General features: G+C 58.8%; 18 protein-coding genes and 3 tRNA genes. All 21 read left to right on the forward strand.

Annotated elements, in window-relative coordinates; genetic code table 11:
- Nucleotides 1–132: 132 nt before the first annotated feature.
- The 21 genes from HPQ64_RS13310 to HPQ64_RS13410 all read left to right on the forward strand — a co-directional run bounded on the left by HPQ64_RS13310 (nt 133) and on the right by HPQ64_RS13410 (nt 20,381).
- Nucleotides 133–408, forward strand: a complete 276-nt coding sequence (locus tag HPQ64_RS13310; protein WP_172888982.1) for an HU family DNA-binding protein — start codon at nt 133–135, stop codon at nt 406–408.
- 197 nt (nt 409–605) lie between these two features.
- Nucleotides 606–681 (forward strand) — tRNA-Val (locus tag HPQ64_RS13315).
- A gap of 210 nt (nt 682–891) precedes the next feature.
- The gene (locus tag HPQ64_RS13320) at nt 892–1,401 is read left to right on the forward strand and encodes a DUF805 domain-containing protein (protein ID WP_172888983.1); all 510 of its coding nucleotides are present in this window, start codon (nt 892–894) and stop codon (nt 1,399–1,401) included.
- 388 nt (nt 1,402–1,789) lie between these two features.
- Nucleotides 1,790–1,866: transfer RNA gene (locus HPQ64_RS13325), tRNA-Asp, on the forward strand.
- Between the two features lie 57 nt (nt 1,867–1,923).
- Nucleotides 1,924–2,000, forward strand: a tRNA-Asp gene (locus HPQ64_RS13330).
- Nucleotides 2,001–2,459: 459 nt separating this feature from the next.
- Complete coding sequence (locus HPQ64_RS13335) at nt 2,460–2,825, forward strand: NADH-quinone oxidoreductase subunit A (RefSeq protein ID WP_172888984.1); 366 nt, start codon at nt 2,460–2,462, stop codon at nt 2,823–2,825.
- Entirely contained in the window at nt 2,816–3,394 is a 579-nt protein-coding gene (locus tag HPQ64_RS13340; RefSeq protein WP_172888985.1) for a NuoB/complex I 20 kDa subunit family protein, read from the forward strand. The genes HPQ64_RS13335 and HPQ64_RS13340 overlap by 10 nt, the downstream gene beginning before the upstream one ends.
- 56 nt (nt 3,395–3,450) lie before the next feature.
- Nucleotides 3,451–4,056, forward strand: coding sequence for an NADH-quinone oxidoreductase subunit C (locus HPQ64_RS13345; RefSeq protein WP_172888986.1), 606 nt, complete (start codon nt 3,451–3,453; stop codon nt 4,054–4,056).
- 8 nt (nt 4,057–4,064) lie between these two features.
- Entirely contained in the window at nt 4,065–5,249 is a 1,185-nt protein-coding gene (locus HPQ64_RS13350; RefSeq protein ID WP_172888987.1) for an NADH-quinone oxidoreductase subunit D, read from the forward strand.
- The gene (locus tag HPQ64_RS13355; protein ID WP_172888988.1) at nt 5,249–6,439 is read left to right on the forward strand and encodes an NADH-quinone oxidoreductase subunit E; all 1,191 of its coding nucleotides are present in this window, start codon (nt 5,249–5,251) and stop codon (nt 6,437–6,439) included. The genes HPQ64_RS13350 and HPQ64_RS13355 overlap by 1 nt, the downstream gene beginning before the upstream one ends.
- Before the next feature lie 14 nt (nt 6,440–6,453).
- Nucleotides 6,454–7,758 (forward strand): NADH-quinone oxidoreductase subunit NuoF, encoded by a 1,305-nt coding sequence (nuoF, locus tag HPQ64_RS13360; RefSeq protein ID WP_172888989.1) that lies wholly within the window; start codon nt 6,454–6,456, stop codon nt 7,756–7,758.
- Nucleotides 7,759–7,785: 27 nt separating this feature from the next.
- Entirely contained in the window at nt 7,786–9,882 is a 2,097-nt protein-coding gene (gene nuoG, locus HPQ64_RS13365; protein ID WP_172888990.1) for an NADH-quinone oxidoreductase subunit NuoG, read from the forward strand.
- A 15-nt stretch (nt 9,883–9,897) separates the two neighbouring features.
- The gene (gene nuoH, locus HPQ64_RS13370; protein ID WP_172888991.1) at nt 9,898–10,947 is read left to right on the forward strand and encodes an NADH-quinone oxidoreductase subunit NuoH; all 1,050 of its coding nucleotides are present in this window, start codon (nt 9,898–9,900) and stop codon (nt 10,945–10,947) included.
- A gap of 275 nt (nt 10,948–11,222) precedes the next feature.
- Complete coding sequence (gene nuoI, locus HPQ64_RS13375; protein WP_172888992.1) at nt 11,223–11,711, forward strand: NADH-quinone oxidoreductase subunit NuoI; 489 nt, start codon at nt 11,223–11,225, stop codon at nt 11,709–11,711.
- A 222-nt stretch (nt 11,712–11,933) separates the two neighbouring features.
- Entirely contained in the window at nt 11,934–12,548 is a 615-nt protein-coding gene (locus tag HPQ64_RS13380) for an NADH-quinone oxidoreductase subunit J (RefSeq protein WP_172888993.1), read from the forward strand.
- A gap of 98 nt (nt 12,549–12,646) precedes the next feature.
- Nucleotides 12,647–12,955 (forward strand): NADH-quinone oxidoreductase subunit NuoK, encoded by a 309-nt coding sequence (gene nuoK, locus HPQ64_RS13385; RefSeq protein WP_160777487.1) that lies wholly within the window; start codon nt 12,647–12,649, stop codon nt 12,953–12,955.
- A gap of 7 nt (nt 12,956–12,962) precedes the next feature.
- Nucleotides 12,963–14,927, forward strand: coding sequence for an NADH-quinone oxidoreductase subunit L (gene nuoL, locus HPQ64_RS13390; RefSeq protein WP_172888994.1), 1,965 nt, complete (start codon nt 12,963–12,965; stop codon nt 14,925–14,927).
- Nucleotides 14,924–16,435 (forward strand): NADH-quinone oxidoreductase subunit M, encoded by a 1,512-nt coding sequence (locus tag HPQ64_RS13395; protein WP_172889588.1) that lies wholly within the window; start codon nt 14,924–14,926, stop codon nt 16,433–16,435. The genes nuoL and HPQ64_RS13395 overlap by 4 nt, the downstream gene beginning before the upstream one ends.
- A gap of 24 nt (nt 16,436–16,459) precedes the next feature.
- Nucleotides 16,460–17,893 (forward strand): NADH-quinone oxidoreductase subunit NuoN, encoded by a 1,434-nt coding sequence (nuoN, locus tag HPQ64_RS13400; RefSeq protein ID WP_172888995.1) that lies wholly within the window; start codon nt 16,460–16,462, stop codon nt 17,891–17,893.
- A gap of 5 nt (nt 17,894–17,898) precedes the next feature.
- Entirely contained in the window at nt 17,899–18,669 is a 771-nt protein-coding gene (locus tag HPQ64_RS13405; RefSeq protein WP_172888996.1) for a biotin--[acetyl-CoA-carboxylase] ligase, read from the forward strand.
- 44 nt (nt 18,670–18,713) lie between these two features.
- Nucleotides 18,714–20,381 (forward strand): ribonuclease J, encoded by a 1,668-nt coding sequence (locus HPQ64_RS13410; RefSeq protein WP_172888997.1) that lies wholly within the window; start codon nt 18,714–18,716, stop codon nt 20,379–20,381.
- Nucleotides 20,382–20,401: the final 20 nt, after the last annotated feature.

A 20,401-nucleotide genomic window follows, 5' to 3' on the forward strand; every position in this document is an offset into this window, starting at 1 on the left:
GGTGTTTTTGAGCAAAAAATCCCGGAATTCCGCCAATTTCGGCTTGCGTTGGGCAATGATTCGAAAGACTGTCGCCACCGGAGCCCGTTCGAATCGGCGGGCATACCGAGGTTTCCAAGAAAGGTGACTGCCATGAACAAGAATGATCTGATCGCAGCCGTGGCCGAGAAGACCGGGCTGACCAAGGCGCAGGCGGGTGAAGCCGTGGATGCTACCTTCGACGCGATTACCGGCACTTTGCAGTCCGGCAGCGAAGTGCGCATCATCGGATTCGGCAACTTCTCCGTTTCCGAGCGTGCCGCCACCGAAGGCCGCAACCCGCGCACGGGCGAAGCGATCAAGATCCCGGCGTCCAAGACGCCGAAGTTCAAGGCCGGCAAGGGTCTCAAGGACGCAGTCAACGCCTGAGGCGGCTGACAAGACAGGCCTTTAAAGGCCCTGCGGGACAAATGTCCCGCAGGGCTTTTTTGTTTCGCGATGGCGTAGTCATGAATTTTGGAAATCGGGGTTTGGAATATTGGAAAGTGGCGCTTCGCGCTTGCAATCCGCGCTGCGAGCGCATAGACATCCGGAAATCCCAAGGCGCGCACATGCAGCGCCGTTATGGGCGGTTAGCTCAGTTGGTAGAGCGCCTCGTTTACACCGAGGATGTCGGGAGTTCGAGTCTCTCACCGCCCACCATTATTCCCGAAGTTGCCAATTGTCCGTGTGGGCGGAACTTTTACGCCAGATTCAATTGGCGATGAGACTTAATCGGGAAGACGCCAAAAAAATATTGAGAAAGACCGCTTCCTCTCTCCTCCGCGAAGCCATTTATTGTTCTCCGCTCCAGGGCGGATATTATATTAGTGTTGATTTTTCTAAAATATTGATTCGGGAGTCTATCCTGTCATGAATCTCGTATCGCTTTTCTTTAGCTTGGAAGGCCGCATCAGTCGCAAGCAGTTTTGGATGGGGGCCGCAGCGCTCTTGTTAGGTGGACTGGTGTTGGGCTGGATACTGCATTTGTTTGGCCTAAGCGTAATTCGGACAACGGTAGGCACAATCCTGATCGAAGGTGCTACTCCGCAGGAATTTTCGAGAACGAAAATTACATTAACTCCATCCGGAAAGTTAATTCATTGGATTATATTTTCATATCCGACCATCGCATTAGGGATTAAGCGGTTTCATGATCGCGAGTATAGTGGACATACGATGGTTACACTTTATGGGATCCTGACGATTCCGGTTGTCATTCGTTATTTTATGGCGGAAATACCAGAATCTCTCGAATCCATGCTAAGTTTGGCCTCTACAATCGTCTTTTTTGTTCTATTGATCATCCTGGGGATGTTGAAGGGGACGCACGGAGTGAATTTCTATGGGCCCGATCCGCTAGCAAGACATGTGTCTTCCTAAGATAGGTTTGAGCGTCTGACCGCTAAACCCGAATAGCGCCGACGGCGGATTGAATCGCCTGCCTTTCGGAAATGAGCTGGGGTTGGTCGATTCCATATTGCTCTGGCCGGTGACTTACGGCGGATATGGCGCGCGCTTATGGCTGCTGTCGCCTCGCATAGTTTGTGCGGGCCGTTTCACCGATAGAAGGTATCACTCAAGCGTTTCAACAGCTTCTCCTTATCCACAGTGAAAAACCATGGAAAGGAGCGGGGAAGGGCGGGGGACCGCGCCCGAACATGGGCGTTTTGGAAAAACGTTACAAACACCAGCGACCAACCCTTGACTAAAGTGGCGCAGCGCCGTAAATCAGCGCCACTTCAAGCGGTGACGCACCGCTTCGATGTACGCGGGTGTAGCTCAGTTGGTTAGAGTGCCGGCCTGTCACGCCGGAGGTCGCGGGTTCGAGCCCCGTCACTCGCGCCACTTCCCTGAAAGATCAGATATTTCAGAGAAGCGGCCAGGAAGAATACGACCAGGCGAGCGGGTGTAGCTCAGTTGGTTAGAGTGCCGGCCTGTCACGCCGGAGGTCGCGGGTTCGAGCCCCGTCACTCGCGCCAGTCGTATTTTCTATCCATGACGGATCGATCAGCCAAAGCCCGCGCCTGGCTGCACTGCGGAAACCATGCGCTCCAGGAGCGCGTTTTTCTTTTCCAACCAACTCTCTGACTTCCGCGCCTTGCGGCTCGCCACAAACAAATGGCGGGTTGCCGGATACCGCGAGAGTGTTAGTTTTCCACCTGCAGACAATCGCGTGATGTTGATGGCCGGCGTCTGTGGGTATCCTGCCTTCTGCCGCTTGGTTATCCGCAATCCGTCGCGATTATAAGCGCTTGTGGGACTTGCGTTGGGCATGAGCGTGGGCTAAGCGTGCCGACGCGATCCGATGCATCGTTCCACGGGCATTCGATCGCCGGTCATGACCGGGGGCTTTCCGATTGCGGCAGCGCCGCACCCAGCAAGGGAAGGCCTTCGAGTTCACCGGTAATTCGGTCCATTGGCAGGGACACGGCTGAAAAATGGAAGACCTCCTGAGGGAATACGTTCCCATCATCGTGTTCATTGGTGTTGCACTGGCAATCGGCTTGGCGCTTTTGCTGTCGCCGTTCCTGATTGCCTACAAGAACCCGGATTCGGAGAAGCTGTCGGCCTATGAATGCGGCTTCAACGCATTCGACGACGCCCGCATGAAGTTCGACGTCCGGTTCTACCTGGTATCGATTCTCTTCATCATCTTCGATCTTGAGGTGGCCTTCCTGTTCCCGTGGTCAGCCGTGTTCGGCGACTTGGGCTGGTATGGCTTCTGGTCGATGTCGATCTTCCTGGCCGTGCTCACGATCGGCTTCATCTACGAATGGAAGAAGGGGGCCCTGGAATGGGATTGACGACTTCCCAGCCGCTCGTCGCGCCGCAGCCGAAGGGCATAATCGACCCGAATACGGGCAACCCCGTGGGCGCGGACGACGCCTACTTCCTGGAAATCAACAACGAACTGGCCGACAAGGGTTTCCTAGTTACCGCTTCCGACAGCCTCATTCAGTGGGCGCGCACCGGTTCGCTGATGTGGATGACGTTCGGTCTGGCCTGCTGCGCCGTCGAAATGATGCAGATGTCGATGCCGCGCTATGACGGCGAGCGGTTCGGTTTCGCACCGCGCGCCAGTCCGCGCCAGTCGGACGTCATGATTGTCGCCGGGACGCTGACCAACAAGATGGCGCCCGCGCTTCGCAAGGTCTACGACCAGATGCCGGAGCCGCGCTACGTGATCTCCATGGGGTCCTGCGCAAACGGCGGCGGTTACTATCACTATTCCTATTCGGTGGTCCGCGGATGCGACCGTGTCGTTCCGGTCGATATCTACGTGCCGGGCTGTCCGCCGACCGCCGAAGCGCTGCTTTACGGCGTTCTTCTTCTGCAAAAGAAGATTCGCCGCACAGGCACGATCGAGCGCTGAGGCGGCGCAGGGAATTGCAGGTTCAAACAGGTCCAAACGGGACGGGTGGAAATCTCATGGACGAGACGCTCGCGGAACTAGGCGAACATATTCAGGCGTCGCTCGGTGATTCGCTTGACGGATGGAGTGTCGCCTATGGGGAACTGACATTGATCGCGCGTGCGGCGGAAATCGTGTCGGTTCTCCGGTTCCTGCGCGATGACGCAAGCTGCCAGTTCATTAATCTGGTCGATATCTGCGGTGTCGACTGGCCAAGCCGGGAGCGGCGCTTCGATGTCGTCTACCACCTGCTCTCACCGCGCCAGAACCTGCGCGTTCGAGTAAAGGTGGAGGCGGACGAGGACAGCCAGGTTCCTTCCGCGTTCGGCGTCTTTCCGGGCGCCGACTGGTTCGAGCGGGAAGTCTACGACATGTACGGCGTGCTCTTTTCCGCTCACCCGGACCTGCGCCGTATCCTGACCGATTACGGTTTCGACGGATTCCCGCTGAGAAAGGACTTCCCTCTGACCGGTTACGTGGAAGTGCGCTACGACGACGAGAAGAAGCGGGTGGTCTACGAGCCTGTGCGCCTGACGCAGGAGTTCCGCGATTTCGACTTTCTGTCTCCCTGGGAGGGCACGGATTACGTGTTGCCGGGTGACGAAAAAGCCAAGACGAATTGAGGCGGGCGATGGCAGAGGCTCAGGTTCGCAATTTCAACATCAACTTCGGCCCGCAGCATCCGGCGGCGCATGGAGTGCTTCGCCTCGTGCTGGAGCTCGACGGAGAGGTGGTTACCCGCGTCGACCCGCATATCGGCCTGCTTCACCGCGGCACGGAGAAGCTGCTGGAGCACAAGACTTACCTGCAAGGTGTGCCTTATTTCGACCGGCTCGACTATGTCGCGCCGATGAACCAGGAGCATGCCTTCGCACTGGCGGTGGAAAAGCTCGTCGGCATCACTGTGCCGAAGCGTGGCCAGTTGATCCGCGTGCTTTATTCCGAGATCGGCCGGATCCTGTCGCATATCCTGAACATCACGACGCAGGCGCTCGACGTCGGCGCGCTCACCCCGCCGCTGTGGGGCTTCGAGGAGCGCGAGAAGCTGATGGTGTTCTACGAGCGTGCATCGGGTTCGCGCATGCATGCGGCCTATGTGCGCCCGGGCGGCGTGCATCAGGACCTGCCCAAGGAACTGCTCGACGATATCTGGGATTTCTGCGATCCGTTCCTCAAGGTATGCGACGACCTTGAAGGCCTTCTGACAGAAAACCGCATTTTCAAGCAGCGCAATGTCGATATCGGTGTCGTGTCGCTGGACGAAGCGTGGGCACGGGGATTTTCCGGTGTGATGGTGCGCGGTTCCGGCGCGCCGTGGGACCTGCGCAAGGCGCAGCCCTACGAGTGCTACGACGAACTGGACTTCGATATCCCTATCGGAAAGAACGGCGACTGCTACGACCGCTATCTCATTCGCATGGAAGAAATGCGCCAGTCAGTGCGAATCATGAAGCAGTGCCTGGAAAAACTGACGGTGGAAACCGGCCCGGCGTATACGACCGACGGAAAGGTGTTCCCGCCCAAGCGTGGCGAGATGAAGCGCTCCATGGAGGCGCTGATCCACCACTTCAAGCTCTACACCGAAGGCTACCATGTACCAGAGGGCGAGGTTTATGCCGCCGTGGAGGCGCCGAAAGGCGAATTCGGCGTCTATCTCGTCTCCGACGGGACCAACAAGCCCTATCGCTGCAAGATCAAGGCGCCAGGTTTCGCGCATCTTCAGGCGATGGATTTCCTTTGCCGCGGACACTTGCTTGCCGACGTTTCGGCCGTCCTCGGTTCCCTCGATATCGTGTTCGGAGAGGTTGACCGGTAATGGCCGTTCGTCGCCTTTATCACGAGCAGCCCGAAAGCTTCGCATTCAGCGATGCGAATTACGACTGGGCGCAGAAAGTGATCGGCCGCTACCCGGAAGGGCGGCAGGCCTCCGCCGTCATCCCGCTTCTGTGGCGGGCGCAGGAGCAGCACAATGGCTGGTTGCCGGAACCGGCGATCCGCTATATCGCGGATATGCTGGGTATGCCGCATATCCGGGTGCTGGAAGTCGCCACTTTCTACACGATGTTCCAGCTTCAGCCGGTCGGCAAGAAGGCGCATATCCAAGTGTGCGGAACGACGCCGTGCCAGCTTCGCGGCGCGGAAGATCTTATCAAGGTCTGCAAACGCAAGATCGCCGCACACGCGCATGATCTGTCCGAAGATGGCGATTTTTCCTGGGAAGAAGTCGAGTGTCTGGGTGCCTGCGTGAACGCCCCGATGATCCAGATCTTCAAGGACACCTATGAAGATCTGACGCCGGAAAGCCTTGAGCAGCTCATCGACGACATTTCCGCGGGCCGCGAAGTGACGCCCGGGCCGCAGATCGACCGCAGGTTTGGCGCTCCAGAAGGCGGGGCGACGACGCTTAGCGAGATCAAAGACAAAACGAAGGGCGTGGATCCGGTCGCACATGTGGTGAATGGCGCGGAAGCCGCCTCGCACGTTTTCGCTGGCGCATCGATCAATTCCGGCGGCAACGACTTCGATGGTATTCCCGGTGACGGGAAGGGGACCTCGGGGAAGAAGCCGAGCACCAGGAAAACGAGCGAGAAGACCTCTCCCCGCACGAAACAGGCGAAGGCTGAAAACGTTGGCAAGCCGAAAGCCGAGGACCGGCCAGAAGTTGAGGCGGCGCGCTCTGAACCAACGGACGAACATACTGTCTCCGACGATCACAAGCCCGAGCTTCTGAAAGGGCCGCGCGGTGGCGCGGCGGACGACCTGAAGCGGATTCGCGGCGTGGGTCCGAAGATCGAAGGCATTCTGAATGAGATGGGTGTCTACCACTTCGACCAGATCGCGGCGTGGAATGAGAACAACAAGGCGTGGGTGGACGAGCGCCTGATGTTCAAGGGCCGCATCGACCGCGAAGACTGGATCGCGCAAGCCAAAACGCTGGCCGAGGGCGGTGAAACCAAATTTTCCAAGCGCGTCGACGATGGCGACGTGCCGACATCCAAGTCATGAGGTGAGGGAACGGGATGCTGAAGGATCAGGATCGGATCTTCACCAATATCTACGGGCTGCACGACTGGGGCCTTGAGGGCGCGCGTCAGCGCGGCCAATGGGACGGGACCAAGGCGATCCTCGAAAAGGGGCGCGACTGGATCATCGACCAGATGAAAGCGTCGGGCCTGCGCGGGCGTGGCGGGGCGGGTTTTCCGACAGGGTTGAAGTGGTCCTTCATGCCGAAGGAAAGCGACGGCAGGCCGGCCTATCTCGTCGTCAATGCGGACGAGTCCGAACCCGGCACCTGTAAGGACCGAGAGATCATGCGCCACGATCCGCATACGCTGGTCGAAGGTTGCCTGGTAGCCGGTTTCGCCATGGGCGCCATTGCCGCCTACATCTATGTGCGCGGCGAATTCATCCGCGAGCGCGAGCGTTTGCAGGCCGCGATCGACCAGGCTTACGAAGCCGGGCTGATTGGCAAGAACAACGTGCATGGCTACGATTTCGACATCTACGTCCACCACGGCGCGGGCGCCTATATCTGTGGTGAGGAAACGGCACTTCTCGAAAGCCTCGAAGGCAAGAAGGGCCAGCCCCGTCTGAAGCCGCCGTTTCCGGCGAATGTCGGTCTTTATGGCTGCCCGACGACGGTCAACAACGTCGAATCGATTGCGGTTGCGCCGACGATCCTTCGTCGCGGGGCAGCATGGTTCGCGGGTCTTGGAAGACCCAACAACACGGGTACCAAGCTCTTTTGCGTATCGGGCCATGTAAACAAACCCTGCACCGTGGAAGAGGAGATGGGGATCTCCTTCCGCGAGTTGATCGACAAGCACTGCGGCGGCATTCGCGGCGGTTGGGACAACCTGATGGCAGTGATTCCTGGCGGCTCGTCCGTGCCTTGCGTGAAAGGCGAGGATATTGCCGACTGCGGGATGGACTTCGACAGCCTGAAGGAAAAGGGTTCGGGCCTAGGAACGGCGGCCGTGATCGTGATGGACAAGTCCACCGACATCATCAAGGCGATCGCGAGGCTCAGCTACTTCTACAAGCACGAGAGTTGCGGTCAGTGCACGCCCTGCCGGGAAGGCACGGGCTGGATGTGGCGCGTCATGGAACGCATGGTGAAGGGCAATGCCTCGCGAGAGGAAATCGACATGCTCTTTGAGGTGACGAAGCAGGTCGAAGGCCACACCATCTGCGCCCTCGGCGATGCTGCCGCCTGGCCGATCCAGGGGCTTATCAGGAATTTCCGCCCGGTAATCGAAGAGCGTATCGACCAGTACACCGCGAAAGCGCGGTCGTCGGGTGCCGCTCTCGCGGCGGCTGAGTAAGGCCGGTCAAGGAATTCGGAGAAAGCGATGCGTACGATCATCGTCGACGGGAAGGAAATCGAGGTGCCGCCCGAGTACACGCTTCTTCAGGCGTGTGAGGAAGCCGGTGCCGAGATCCCGCGATTCTGCTTCCATGACCGGCTGTCGATCGCCGGTAACTGCCGCATGTGCCTGGTGGAAGTGAAGGGCGGGCCGCCGAAGCCCGTTGCGTCTTGCGCCATGAACGTACGCGACCTGCGGCCCGGACCGAACGGCGAGGCGCCCGAAATTTTCACCAAGACGCCGATGGTCAAGAAGGCCCGCGAAGGCGTCATGGAGTTCCTGCTGATCAACCACCCTCTGGATTGCCCGATTTGCGATCAGGGCGGTGAATGCGACCTGCAGGACCAGGCGATGGCCTATGGTGTCGACGCTTCGCGCTATCAGGAAAACAAGCGCGCGGTGGAAGACAAATATATCGGCCCGCTCGTCAAGACGATCATGACGCGGTGCATCCATTGCACGCGCTGCGTTCGCTTCACGACCGAGGTGTGCGGCGTTTCCGATCTTGGATTGATCGGCCGTGGTGAGGACGCTGAAATCACGTCCTACCTCGAACAGTCGCTGTCTTCCGAGATGCAGGGTAACGTCGTCGATCTCTGTCCAGTCGGGGCGCTGACGCATAAACCCTATGCCTTCAAGGCGCGGCCCTGGGAGCTCAAGAAGACCGAGGGTGTTGACGTGATGGACGCGCTCGGTTCGGCTATCCGCATCGACACGCGCGGACGCGAGGTTATGCGCATCCTGCCGCGCCTCAACGAGGCAGTGAACGAGGAATGGATTTCCGACAAGTCCCGCTACATCTGGGACGGGTTGCGCGCGCAACGTCTCGACAGGCCCTACATAAAGCGTGACGGCAAACTCTCAGCTGCTTCCTGGAGGGATGCTTTCGCAGCGATTGCGGAGAAAGTGAAGGCTGCCGGGGGAAGCAAGGTTGCGGCGATCGCCGGCGATCTTGCCAGCGTTGAAGAAGTGTTCGCGCTTAAAAGCCTTATGGATTCGCTTGGAAGCCCGCATATGGACTGCCGTCAAGACGGAACGGCGCTTGACCCAGCACTCGGGCGTTCTTCCTATCTCTTCAATTCGACGGTGCAAGGCATCGAGGACGCGGATGCCGTGCTTATCGTCGGCTCCAATCCGCGCATTGAGGCACCTGTTCTGAACGCACGGATCCGCAAACGTATGCGCATGGGGCGGCTTCCGGTGGGCGTGATCGGCGAAGCGGCGGATCTAACTTATCCCACGACCTATCTCGGGGCCGGGCCGGAAACGCTTTCAGACATCGCTTCGGGCAAATCGGACTTCGCGAAGGTGCTGAAAGACGCCGAGCGGCCTTTGATCATCATTGGCCAGGGTGCATTGATGCGCGCCGACGGCAAGGCGGTGCTTTCGGCAGCCGCGAAGCTCGCGATGGATGTGGGCGCCGTTACCGATGACTGGAATGGCTTCAGCGTCCTGCATACGGCTGCTTCGCGGGTGGGTGCCCTTGACGTGGGCTTCGTGCCGGGCGAGGGCGGACTTGACACCGGTGGAATTCAGGAAGCGGCGGCCAAGGGCGACATCGAGGTCGTATTCCTGCTGGGTGCCGATGAACTCGACATGGCCGCTTTCGGTAATGCTTTCGTCGTTTACATAGGCACACATGGCGACCGTGGAGCCCACCGCGCGGAAGTGATACTGCCCGGGGCAGCCTATACCGAAAAATCCGGCACATGGGTGAATACCGAAGGTCGCGTCCAGGTTGGCGACCGCGCCGGTTTCCCGCCGGGCGAAGCACGTGAGGACTGGGCGATCCTGCGCGCCCTTTCGGCAGAGCTGGATGCGGTACTTTCCTTCGATTCGCTTGGAGAACTGCGTCGCGCGCTTTATGAAGCCTGCCCGCTGATGGCTGGGGTCGACCAGATCGCCGACGCAGGCAACGAAGGTGTTGGGAATGCCGCCAAGCTTGGCGGCAAAATGGACAAGGCGCCATTCGCCAATGCTTTCCAGGATTTCTATCTGACCAACCCGATCGCACGGGCGTCCAGCGTCATGGCCGAATGTTCGGCAGAGGCGAAGGCGCGCGCGGTCGAGGCAGCCGAGTAAGGGGCGGAGGCTAGAATGGCTGATCTTTGGGCGGATTATCTTCTGCCGCTGATTATCATGGTCGCCCAGAGCTTGCTGCTCATGGTCGTGCTTCTGATTGCGATTGCCTATATCCTCTATGCCGACCGCAAGATCTGGGCGGCGGTTCAGATCCGGCGTGGACCGAACGTGGTTGGACCATGGGGGCTGCTGCAGTCCTTCGCCGATCTTCTGAAGTTCGTCCTGAAGGAGCCGGTTATTCCGGCAAGCTCCAACAAGGGCCTGTTCCTGCTTGCACCGCTCGTCATGGTAATGCTGTCCCTTGCCGCCTGGGCGGTTGTGCCGGTTGCCGAGGGGTGGGTGATCGCCGATATCAACGTCGGCATCCTTTATATCTTCGCCATTTCTTCACTCGGCGTTTATGGCGTCATCATCGGCGGATGGGCATCAAACTCGAAATATCCTTTTTTGTCGGCGCTGCGTTCGGCCGCGCAGATGGTCTCCTATGAAGTATCGATCGGCTTCGTGATCGTTACCGTTCTCCTGTGCGCAGGCTCGCTGAACCTGAGCGAGATCGTGAAATCGCAGGAAACCGGTCTTGCGAACATGATCGGCCTGCCGTGGCTGACGTTCCTGAACTGGTACTGGATCCCACTGCTGCCGATGTTCGTTGTCTTCTTCGTGTCGGCGCTTGCGGAGACCAACCGCCCCCCGTTCGACCTTGCGGAGGCTGAATCCGAACTGGTCGCGGGCTTCATGGTGGAATACGGCTCCACGCCGTACATGATGTTCATGCTCGGGGAATACGTCGCGATCGCGTTGATGTGCGCCCTGACGACGATCCTGTTCATGGGCGGCTGGTTGCCCCCGTTCGACTTCGCGCCGTTCACCTGGGTGCCAGGTATCATCTGGTTCACTCTGAAGGCTTTTTTCGTCTTCTTCATGTTCGCGATGGTCAAGGCCATGGTGCCGCGTTACCGCTATGACCAGCTCATGCGCCTCGGCTGGAAGGTATTTCTGCCGCTGTCGCTTGCCATGGTGTTCATCGTTGCCGCCGTGCTGATGGCGACAGGCTGGGCGCCTTGAGGACTAGACCATGCCGATATCGCTCGCAGGGCTGATCGGAGCGGCCATTGGGCTCTATATCGGATGGTTGGACTATAAAATCGTCACCGGCGTCCTTAACGGGCGGTTGGATCGGCGAAAACAGAGGAAGGGTGCGGAGGATATCCTGGTACGGAACCGGGAAGGTATCCGGATCCTAGTACTAATCACGACGATCATCGCGTTCCCGGTGATCGGTTACATAGCCGCCGTGTCAATGACCGGCTGAGTTGAACCGCGAGAGAGGCATTTGGGTCATGGGACTGCAACAGGCCGCCAATTCGCTCTTTCTGAAGGAGTTCGTGTCGGCGTTCTTTCTCGCCATGAGATACTTCTTCAAACCGAAACCGACGATCAACTACCCCTTCGAGAAGGGTCCGGTGAGCCCGAGGTTTCGCGGAGAACACGCGCTTAGGCGTTATCCCAACGGCGAGGAACGCTGCATTGCCTGCAAGCTTTGCGAAGCGATCTGCCCGGCGCAGGCGATCACCATTGAAGCGGGCCCGCGACGCAACGACGGCACGCGCCGCACAACGCGCTACGACATCGACATGGTGAAATGCATTTATTGCGGCTTCTGCCAGGAAGCCTGCCCGGTGGATGCCATCGTCGAAGGGCCGAATTTTGAGTTCGCCACGGAAACTCGTGAAGAGCTCTATTACGACAAGGAAAAGCTTCTTGCCAATGGCGACCGCTGGGAGCGGGAGATCGCGCGGAACATAGCGATGGATGCGCCATACCGCTGAACGCGGTAAGTGCGGAAGAAAAGTGGACGCGGCGGGCAGACCGGGGTAACCGAGTGCGCGTCGAGAATGGCCCTTCAGGGGCTTTAGAATTTCCGGAACCGGCGGCGTTCGCATGAACGCCGATCGGGGCTCCGGTAACCAGAAGCGATCGGCTTTTCTGTTTTGGGGTAATTCAACCCCAGGGCAGGCCGGTCTTGGAGAGTGACGGGGGCAATCCCAGACATGGTCCTGCAAGCCGTCTTTTTTTACGTTTTCGCGGCGATATGCGTCGCCTCGGGCTTCATGGTGATCGCTTCGCGCAATCCCGTGCACTCGGTTCTGTTCCTGATCCTTGCGTTCTTCAACGCGGCAGGGTTGTTCATCCTGCTCGGAGCAGAATTCCTGGCCATGATCCTGATCGTCGTCTATGTCGGTGCGGTCATGGTGCTGTTCCTCTTTGTCGTCATGATGCTTGACGTCGATTTCGTGGAACTAAGACAGGGCTTCCTGCAGTACCTGCCCGTTGGCGGTCTTGTGGGGATCATCCTCCTGGTCGAACTGCTTCTCGGGCTCGGGGCATGGACATTCGCGCCTGAAGTGCCGGTCAATGTGGCGGCTCCGATACCGCCCATCGAGCAGGTCTCGAACATTCAGGCGCTCGGCGAGGTTCTCTACACGCGCTACATCTTCTTTTTCCAGATTGCCGGGCTGGTTCTTCTGGTGGCCATGGTGGGCGCTATCGTGCTTACGCTGCGCCACAAGGAAGGGGTGAAGCGGCAGGATATCCCGACGCAGGTCGCGCGGAACCGCGAGACGGCGATCGAAGTTCGCAAGGTCGAAACCGGCAAGGGCATCTGACGCCAGCCGTTCGACCGGAAAACAAAACGTTCAAACGCACGATCCCACCCCACGGGATCGTCCGGAAACTGGATACGGGGGAGCACGGCGAGGCGCCCATGGAAATCGGTCTGTCACACTATCTGACGGTTGCGGCGATCCTGTTCACGATTGGGATCTTCGGCATCTTCCTCAACAGGAAGAACGTCATCATCATTCTGATGTCGATCGAACTGCTGCTCTTGGCCGTCAACATCAACCTGGTCGCGTTTTCGTCCTTCCTTGGGGACTTGGTGGGACAGGTGTTCGCTCTTCTGGTTCTTACCGTCGCAGCGGCGGAGGCGGCCATCGGGCTTGCCATTCTCGTTGCGTTTTTCCGAAACCGCGGCTCCATCGCCGTGGAAGACATCAACATGATGAAGGGCTGAGGGGCGGATGTATTCGGCTATCGTTTTCCTGCCGCTTATCGGCTTTCTGATCGCAGGTCTTTTCGGACGGACGATCGGAGCCAAGGCCAGCGAGTATATTACTTCCGGCCTTCTTATCGTCGCGGCGATCCTGTCGTGGATCGCATTCTTCTCCGTCGGTTTTACCGATGCGGCGCCCCAGCATGTGACAGTGCTCAGGTGGATCAACTCCGGCACACTCGATGTGAACTGGATGATCCGCGTCGATACGTTGACCGTTGTCATGCTGGTGGTGGTGAACACGGTTTCGGCGCTGGTGCATGTCTATTCCATCGGCTACATGCATCACGATCCGCACCGTCCGCGCTTTTTTGCGTATCTGTCGCTATTCACCTTCGCGATGCTGACGCTGGTGACGGCTGACAACCTTCTACAGATGTTCTTCGGCTGGGAAGGTGTGGGCCTGGCGTCCTATCTGCTGATCGGTTTCTGGTATCAAAAGCCGTCAGCCAACGCGGCGGCGATCAAGGCTTTCGTCGTCAATCGCGTTGGTGACTTCGGCTTCGCGCTCGGCATCTTCGGTGTCTTTTATTTGTTCAATTCGATCGATCTCGACACGGTCTTCGCCAATGCTCAAGCCTTTGTCGAAGGGGGGCACGGCGAACCGGTTCTAGATTTCCTCGGCTATCATCTCGACGCCCACGGCGCGATGACGGCGCTCTGCCTGCTGCTCTTCATGGGCGCCATGGGCAAATCGGCGCAGTTCCTGCTGCACACCTGGCTGCCGGATGCGATGGAAGGCCCGACTCCGGTTTCCGCGCTTATCCACGCGGCGACGATGGTTACCGCTGGCGTCTTCATGGTCGCGCGTCTTTCGCCGCTGTTCGAGCTTTCGCATACCGCGCTAACCTTTGTGACCTTTATCGGGGCGACGACGGCTTTCTTCGCGGCCACGGTTGGCCTGGTACAGAACGACATCAAGCGGGTGATCGCCTATTCGACCTGTTCACAGCTCGGTTATATGTTCGTGGCGCTCGGTGTCGGCGCCTATTCTGTCGGTATCTTCCATCTCTTCACGCATGCCTTCTTCAAGGCGCTTTTGTTCCTGGGGGCAGGTTCGGTGATCCATGCCGTTTCCGACGAGCAGGACATGCGAAAGATGGGCGGCTTGCGCAAGCACATCCCCGTCACCTACTGGATGATGGTGATTGGAACGCTCGCGCTAACCGGCTTCCCTCTTACGGCCGGTTACTTCTCGAAGGATGCAGTTATCGAAGCGGCATACGCCGGCCATAACAGCTTCGCGCTCTACGGCTTCTGGCTGACGGTGGCGGCTGCGGCCCTGACGTCGTTCTATTCCTGGCGTCTCGCCTTCATGACGTTCCATGGAAAGCCGCGCGCGTCCGTAGACGTGATGAAACACGTACACGAATCTCCATATGTCATGACCGTTCCGCTGATGATCCTGGCTGCGGGTGCGTTGTTCGCGGGCCTGATCTTCTCTGGTTTCTTCATAGGTGAAGGTTATGGCGAGTTCTGGCGGGTTTCGCTTTTCACCTCCGAAGAAAACCACGTGCTGCATGACATGCACGAGGTCCCGGCTTGGGTGAAATTCTCTCCGCTCGTCATGATGATCGGCGGGTTCTTGGTGGCCTGGCACTTCTACATCCGTTCGCCGGACACCCCGAAGCGTCTGGCCGAGCGGCATGAGGGGCTCTACAAGTTCCTGCTAAACAAGTGGTACTTCGACGAGCTTTATGACGCGATCTTCGTACGTCCCGCGTTGTGGATTGGTCGTCAACTCTGGAAGAAGGGCGATGGCGCGACGATCGACGGGTTCGGTCCGGACGGCGTCGCAGCCAGGGTGCAGAACGTTACGACGTGGGTCGTCCGGCTGCAGACCGGCTACATCTATCACTATGCGTTCGCCATGCTCATCGGCGTTGCAGCCCTTGTAACCTGGTCCATGTTCGGCGGCGGGAGTGCCCAATAATGAGCTGGCCTATTCTCAGCACCATAACGTTTCTTCCGCTGGTCGGCGTTCTCTTCATTCTCCTCGTCCGCGGCGAAGAGGACAGCGCCAAGGAAAACATCCGCCGCGTATCCCTGATCACGACGGTATTCACGTTCATCGTCTCCCTGATCATCTGGATCAATTTCGACACGCAGAACCCCGGGTTCCAGTTCGAGGAACGGGCGGATTGGCTTGGCGGAAACATCACTTACCGGATGGGCGTCGACGGCATCTCTATGCTGTTCGTCATCCTCACGACGTTCCTGATGCCATTCTGCATTCTCGCGAGCTGGCGGAGCATCGAGAACCGTGTCAAGGAGTACATGATCGCGTTCCTCGTGCTCGAGACACTGATGATCGGTGTCTTCTGCGCGCTCGATCTCGTTGTTTTCTATGTCTTCTTCGAAGGAGGCCTTATCCCGATGTTCCTGATCATCGGGGTGTGGGGCGGCAAGCGGCGCGTTTATGCAAGCTACAAGTTCTTTCTTTACACGCTGCTTGGCTCCGTGCTGATGCTCATCGCCATTATGGCGATGTACTGGAATGCCGGTACGACCGATATTCCGACACTTTTGGCGCATTCCTTCCCGGCAGAGATGCAGACGTGGCTGTGGATCGCCTTTTTCGCGAGCTTCGCGGTGAAAATGCCGATGTGGCCGGTGCATACGTGGCTTCCGGATGCGCATGTGGAAGCGCCGACGGCGGGTTCGGTGATCCTGGCCGGCATCCTGCTGAAAATGGGGGGCTACGGGTTCCTGCGCTTCTCGCTGCCGATGTTCCCGGTGGCGAGCGACCTGTTCGCGCCGTTCATATTCACATTGTCTGTGGTGGCGATCATCTACACCTCGCTCGTTGCGCTCGCGCAGGAAGACATCAAAAAGCTGATCGCCTATTCCTCGGTGGCGCATATGGGCTATGTCACCATGGGCCTATTCACGATGACCGAGCAGGGCCTGCAGGGCGGTATCTTCCAGATGCTTTCGCACGGCATCGTATCCGGCGCGCTTTTCCTTTGCGTGGGTGTGATTTACGACAGGATGCATACGCGCGAAATCGATGCCTACGGTGGGCTCGTCAACCGCATGCCAGCCTATGCCGTTGCTTTCATGATCTTCACTATGGCCAATGTCGGCCTGCCGGGCACGAGCGGGTTCGTCGGCGAGTTCCTGACGCTGGTTGGCGTGTTCAGGGTAAACACCTGGGTCGCGCTATTCGCCACGACCGGTGTCATCCTGTCTGCCGCCTACGCGCTCTACCTCTACAGGCGGGTAATTTTCGGTGTGATCGACAAGGAGAATTTGAAGTCGATACTCGATCTTTCGGTTCGTGAGCGCGTTATCCTGGCTCCGCTCGTCGTGCTGACGATCTTCTTCGGGTTCTATCCGGCACCGGTATTCGACGTGACGCAGGCGTCTGTCGATCAACTCATCCAGAACTATCAAGCCGCGCTGGAAACGGCCCAGCAGACGGCATCGCTGGCGCATTAAAGGTCAGAAGGGCGAGAATAAACGATGGTAAGCGAACTTCCCGATCTGATGCCGGCCCTGCCGGAACTGCTTCTTGCCGTGGGTGCACTTGTTCTCTTGATGGTCGGCGTCTTTGGCGGCGAACGTTCAACGCCGATCGTCACGGGAATGTCGGTCGCGCTTCTTGCGGTTGCGGTGCTGATTTACATCTTCAGCCCGGCGGAGGGTACGACCTTCGGCGGCGCGTTCATACAAGACGGTTTCGCCCGTTACCTGAAGATCCTGACGCTGATCGGCTCAGGTCTTGCGATCGCAATGTCGGTCGCCTATGCGCGCAGCGAGCATTTCGAGCGTTTCGAATATCCGGTGCTGATCGTCATCGCGACGCTCGGCATGCTCCTGATGCTTTCGGCGAACGACATGATCTCGCTCTACCTTGGGCTGGAACTGCAGTCGCTGTCGCTCTACGTCGTCGCCTCGATTAACCGGGACAGCATTCGCTCGACGGAAGCCGGACTGAAGTATTTCGTTCTCGGAGCGCTATCTTCCGGCATGCTGCTTTACGGCATGTCACTGGTCTACGGCTTTACCGGCCATACCGGCTTCGACCCTATCGCCGAAGTTCTGGCGGCGGACGAGGCTTCTCTCGGGCTGATTTTCGGCCTGGTGTTCATTCTTGCCGGCATCGCTTTCAAGATATCCGCCGTTCCCTTCCACATGTGGACGCCGGATGTCTACGAGGGGGCGCCGACACCGGTGACGGCATTTTTCGCCGCGGCACCTAAGATCGCCGCCATGGGAATGCTGACGCGCATCGTTGTCGACGCGTTCAGCCCGATCACATCCGAATGGCAGCAGATCATCGTCTTCGTCTCGATCGCTTCGATGGCGCTTGGCGCGTTCGCGGCGATCGGTCAGCGTAACATCAAGCGGCTGATGGCCTACTCCTCGATCGGTCACATGGGTTACGCGCTTGTTGGTCTCGCCGCCGGCACGGAGCAGGGTGTTGAAGGCGTGATTGTCTATCTTACCGCGTATATGGCCATGACGCTCGGCGCATTCGCCTGTATTCTCGCCATGCGGCGCAAAGAGGGAATGGTTGAGGAAATCTACGAGCTTTCCGGTCTTTCGCGCACGAACCTGCCGATGGCTGTCCTTCTTGCGGTCATCTTGTTCTCGCTCGCCGGTATACCGCCGTTCGTGGGCTTTTTCGCCAAGTTCTATGTGTTCCTGGCAGCCGTCGAGGCCGGGCTGTATCCGCTCGCAGTCATCGGTGTGCTCACATCGGTCGTCGGCGCCTACTATTACCTGCGTATCATCAAGGTGATGTTCTTCGATGAACCGGCGCCGAAGTTCCTGCCGATGCCGGGTGAGATGAAGATCGTGCTCGGCGTATCTGGCGCCTTCGTGCTCTTCTTCGTCGTTATTGCCGGGCCGATCGTGGAAATGGCGGGAACGGCGGCGAAAACGCTATTCTGATCGACATGGATTATGACGGAAACGAACACCCGGTGCCAAATGCGCCGGGTTATCGTTTCAGAGCTTACCCATCCGTAGGGTCGACGAACGCGCTTGCCATGGAGACCGCACGGGCAGGTGATCCCGGCGGCCTCTGGATAATTGGAGCGGAGCAAACCGCAGGTAGGGCCCGGCGGGGACGCGCCTGGACATCCGAGAAAGGAAATTTCTACGCATCGCTTCTGCTGATTGATCCGGGTCCGTCTGAGCGTGTCGGAGAGTTGCCGATGGTGGCCGCGGTGGCGCTTGCCGATGCGGTTGAGAAGGCTTGCGGAGTGATTGGGGTCGTCAAGCTGAAATGGCCGAACGACCTTCTGATCGAGGGACGCAAGATTTCCGGTATCCTGCTTGAAGCGCTGACGCTGGAAGAAGGAAGGCGTGCAATCGTTTGCGGCTTCGGTGTTAATTGCGCGCATCATCCGGATCTTGGCCTTTATCCGGCGGGAGACTTGGCCGGTTTCGGGTTTCGGGTAACTCCGGAGATGGTTTTCCTTCGTGTAGCCAATACGATATCCGAGAGACTTGAAGCTTGGTCTTATCCAGGCGGATTTGCTAAAATCCGGACAGACTGGCTCCATCGGGCGGTTGGCCTAGGCGAACGGATCAACGTGCGGTATCCGGACCGGGAAATCGCAGGCGTCTTTTTGGGCCTCGAAATGGATGGGCGCTTGCGCTTGCGTCTCGACAACGGCGAAATAGACCGTATATCCGCGGGCGATGTTTTCTTCGGCGAATAAACAATTCATGGCGGCCAGCGTAACCGCCTGTCAGGAGTATATGCATGTCGAGCGACAGTGAGCTCGTATTCGTCGCCCTGGGTGGCCTTGGCGAAATCGGGATGAATCTCGGTGTTTACGGGTATGGATCCGAAGACGATCGTCGGTGGCTCGTTGTCGACTGCGGGGTAAGCTTCGCGGGCCCTGATCTGCCTGGAATCGATCTCGTGATGCCCGACATCCGGTTTTTGGAGGAAGAGCGCGACCGGATCGACGGTATCGTCATCACGCATGCACATGAAGACCATTATGGAGCTCTTATTCATCTCTGGCCGAAGCTGCGGGCACCGCTTTATATGACGGCGTTTACCGCCGGCCTGCTCGAAGCAAAAAAAGAGAGCGAATATGGTATCGAGCATATTCCGGTAACGGTGGTGAAACAGGGCGAACGCCTCGAAATAGGAGCTTTCGACGTCGAGGTGATCGCCATGTCGCACTCAATCCCCGAGCCTTGCGCTCTCGCGATCCGTACCGGCCTCGGTACGGTCGTCCATTCAGGCGACTGGAAGATCGATCCGGAACCGGGTGTCGGCAAGCCGATCGACCTTGAGCGACTTGCGGAAATCGGGCGGGAAGGCGTGAGAGCCCTTATCTGCGACAGCACCAACGCGGTGCGCGACGGGGTGAGCCCCAGCGAGGCAGACGTCGCAAGGGAACTTGCAAAAATTATCGCCAATGCCTCCAACCGCGTGGTGGTGACAACATTCGCGTCTAACGTAGCGCGCATCCGATCCATCGCCCTTGCTGCCAAGGCCGCAGGGCGGGAGGTCGTCGTCATGGGCCGCTCGATGCAGCGGGTGATAGAGGTGGCGTCCGAACTTGGCTATCTCGACGGTTTGCCGCCGTTTCTTGACGAAGAGGCTTTCGGATATCTGCCGCGCGACAAGGTGGTGGCGCTGCTGACCGGGAGCCAGGGCGAGGCGAGAGCCGCCATGGCGAGAGTCGCTCAGGGCGACCACCGCAATGTGGCACTTGCGAAGAAGGATCTCGTGATCTTTTCCTCGCGCACGATTCCCGGCAACGAGAAAGCGGTGAACGCCATCATCAACCAGCTTGTCGAGCAGGGCATCGATGTGATGACCGACCGGGACGGTCTGGTGCATGTTTCCGGCCATCCGCGAAAAGGAGAGCTTGAGCGGCTTTATGACGTGCTGAAACCTCAAGCGCTGGTGCCCGCACACGGAGAAGCGATGCATCTGGCCGCGCAGGAAGCATTCGCGCGCGAGCAGGGCATCAAGGAGACGGTGATCGCACGAAACGGCGATTTGGTTCGCCTGGCGCCCGGCAAACTGGAACTTATCGACGAGGTGCCGGTCGGCATAGCGGTGAAGGACGGCGCGATTTTGGGCGACCCGGAGGAAACCGGAGTGCGCGAACGGCGCAAGCTTTCCTTTGCTGGCGCCGTGGTCGTGACACTCACAATCGATGGAAAGGGCATGCTGGTGGGCGAGCCCGAAGCGGTGCTCTTCGGCCTGCCGGAAGCTGACAACAAGGGGCGGGACTTCGAGGATATCGTTCTCGATGCGGTGATCGGGGCAGTGGAAAGTATCCCGAAAGTGCGGCGCAAGGATCCCGATCTCGTGGCAGAGGCGGCAAGGCGGGCAGCAAGAAGCGCGGTGAATGAAGCCTGGGGCAAAAAGCCTCTGACGCGGGCGATCGCCACGCGCGTGTGACCATTTGGCCGACTTGCGCC

Origin of the sequence: Hongsoonwoonella zoysiae, from assembly GCF_013266695.1 — a bacterium.
In the GTDB taxonomy this organism is placed as follows: domain Bacteria; phylum Pseudomonadota; class Alphaproteobacteria; order Rhizobiales; family Stappiaceae; genus Hongsoonwoonella; species Hongsoonwoonella zoysiae.